This window comes from Spirillospora sp. NPDC049652, assembly GCF_040675125.1.
Classification (GTDB): domain Bacteria; phylum Actinomycetota; class Actinomycetes; order Streptosporangiales; family Streptosporangiaceae; genus Spirillospora.
Genome location: NZ_JBFAOF010000964.1, coordinates 1 through 2,634, shown reverse-complemented (window position 1 = coordinate 2,634; position 2,634 = coordinate 1). Strand labels below are relative to the sequence as shown.

Below are 2,634 nucleotides of genomic sequence, written 5' to 3'. Positions count from 1 at the left end.
GTCGGCGCGGAGGGGGTGGAGGCGCTGCTGCTCGCCGCCGAGTCCGACCGCGACGGCCGCGTCCGCCGCACCGCGACCGCGCTGCTCGACGCCCTCGTCCGCTCCGCGACCGAGCTGTACGCGCAGGGCCTCCAGGAGGACGAGCCGCACATCCGCGTGCAGGCCGTCCTCGGCCTGGTCACCCTGCGCGCGGCGGACGAGGTCGCCGAAGCCGCCGACGATCCGGCCCGCGAGGTCCGCGTCGCGGTCGCCGAGGGCCTCGCCCGCCTCGCCGACGAACCCGCGCACCGCTCCGGCGGGCCCGCCGCCGAACCCGCGCGAGGACCCGCGCACCGGGACCCGGCCCCGTACGCGCTCGACCACCTGCTCGCCGACCGCGACCCGGTCGTCCGGATGGCGGCGATCGACGCGGTCGCCGAACTCGGCGCGCCCGAACCCCTGGTCGGACGCGTCGTCACCGCCACCGCCCACGCGAGCTGGCAGGTCCGCCGCCGCGCGGCCATGGCGCTCGCCTTCGCCGACCCGGAGGTCGCGATCCAGCCGCTCGTCCGCGCGCTGCGCGACCGCATCGTGGACGTCCGGCGCGCCGCCGTCCAGTCACTGGAGCAGTGGGCGCCGGCGAATCCCGAGGTCCTGACCGCCCTCACCGAAGCTCTCGCGGATTCCGACCCCGGAGTCCGAACCCAGGCCCGCTGGGCGCTGTCCAAGTAAGTGCCCAGCCCGGGCGACCCGTCCGCGGGTCGCGGTGCGGGCAGGGGATCTCGGGGTGGGGATCCCTTGCCCGTTCCACGGCCCGCGGGCGGCGGCCGAACGGCCTCCTGCGCCTCCGCGTCCGGCCGGACCGCCGGGCGCGGACGGCGGGAGCCGGAGGCTCCGCCCACCGCGGCGGCCATACTCTGATCCCGTGAGCAGGGTTATCGCGGGGAGTGCGGGCGGACGGCGGTTGGCGGTTCCGGCGGGCCGGGACACGCGGCCCACCAGCGACCGGGCACGGGAGGGGCTGTTCTCGACCGTCCAGGCGCTGCTGGGGCCGCTGGACGGGCTGCGGGCGGCCGACCTGTTCGCCGGTTCGGGGGCCGTCGGGCTGGAGGCGCTGTCGCGCGGAGCCGCGCACGCGCTGCTGGTCGAGTCGCACCCCCGCGCGGTGAAGGTCGTCCGGCAGAACGTCGAATCCCTGGGGCTGCCCGGCGCGAAGGTGGTCGCCGACAAGGTCGAACGCGTCGTGCGGCAGGAACCGGACGAGCCGTACGACCTGGTCTTCGCCGACCCGCCCTACGCGCTCGCCGACACGGCGGTCGCCGAACTGCTCGCGTCCCTCCGCGACAACGGCTGGCTGGCGGAGGACGCGCTGATCGCCGTCGAACGATCCGTCCGGTCCCCGGCTGTGGAGTGGCCGGCGGAGTATATGCCGGAACGTGACCGTCGATACGGCGAAGCCGTCTTCTGGTACGGGCGTGCCACCGGCTGAGCCGGGCGTCCCCGGCTACCATGACCTTCCGGGGGGCGAGCCCAGGAGGCGGTGGGGGACCGCATGAGTTCCGGCGGAACGAACAGGGCGCTGCGCTGGACATGGGTGATCACCCTGGTCATGGTGCTGGCGCTGATGGCGAACATCACCTACGTCCAGGGGTTCCAGGCGCAGTCGCTGCGGGACGACCCGCTGAACACGCGCCAGTACGCCGACCGCGACTCGATCGCCCGCGGGCCGATCGTCGCGGGCGGCGAGCGGATCGCCTGGTCCGACGCCGTCGCCAAGAACCGCTACCAGCGGCGGTACAAGGACAGCACGGTCTTCTCGCCGGTCACCGGCTTCTTCTCCAAGTTCTCCCAGACGCAGCTGGAGAGTTCGGAGAACCACATCCTGGACGGCACCGACCCGCGGTTGAAGACCACCAGCCTCGTCGACCGCATCCTCGGCCGGAAGGTGCCGGGCGGGACGGTCGAGACGACGGTCGACCCCGCCGCCCAGCGGGCCGCCTACCAGGCGCTCGCCGACAGCGGCGCGCGCCGGGCCGCGGCCGTCGCGATCGACCCGAGGACGGGCGCGATCCTGGCCCTGGCGTCCTATCCGTCCTACGACGCCAACCAGGTCGCCGTCCCGGACGCCGGGCAGGCGCAGCGGGTGTTCGACCGGCTGAACAAGAACCCGCTGAAGCCGCTGCTCAGCAAGGCGACCGGCGAGCTCTTCCCGCCCGGCTCGACGTTCAAGACCGTCGTCGCCGCCGCGGCGCTCGCGGCCGGGGGGACCAAGGACGGCGACGTGCGCGCCGGACGCAGCTACCGGCCGCGCGGCGCGGGGCAGGCGATCAACAACGACGCCGGGGACATCGGCGGGGCGTGCGACAACGCGTCCATCCCGCTGATCACGGCGTACGCGCAGTCCTGCAACACCACCTTCGCCTTCATGGGCGCCGAGCAGCCGGGCAACTCCGGGGTGGCGGACCAGGCCGCCAGGTTCGGGTTCGCCAAGAAGATCGAGTACGCCAAGGGGCTGTCCAGCGCCGCCAGCTCGTTCCCGAAGACCGACCAGCCGTCGCTGAGCGCGCTCGGCTCCATCGGGCAGGGCAGCACGGTCGCGACGCCGCTGCAGATGGCCATGGTCGCCGCCGCGGTCGTCAACGACGGCAAGGTGAT

Annotated in this window: 3 protein-coding genes; all 3 read left to right on the top strand. The window is 74.3% G+C overall.

Annotated features, from left to right (window positions below; genetic code table 11):
• Positions 1-711 (top strand): HEAT repeat domain-containing protein (locus tag AB0J52_RS35510; protein ID WP_500187303.1); only part of this gene is annotated, 711 nt, incomplete at its 5' end.
• 193 nt (positions 712-904) lie between these two features.
• Positions 905-1,468 carry a 16S rRNA (guanine(966)-N(2))-methyltransferase RsmD gene (gene rsmD / locus AB0J52_RS35505; RefSeq protein ID WP_500187302.1) on the top strand — a complete coding sequence of 188 codons (564 nt, stop codon included), beginning with the start codon at positions 905-907 and terminating at the stop codon, positions 1,466-1,468.
• 63 nt (positions 1,469-1,531) lie between these two features.
• A partial coding sequence (locus AB0J52_RS35500) for a penicillin-binding transpeptidase domain-containing protein (protein ID WP_500187301.1) occupies positions 1,532-2,634 on the top strand: 1,103 nt, incomplete at its 3' end.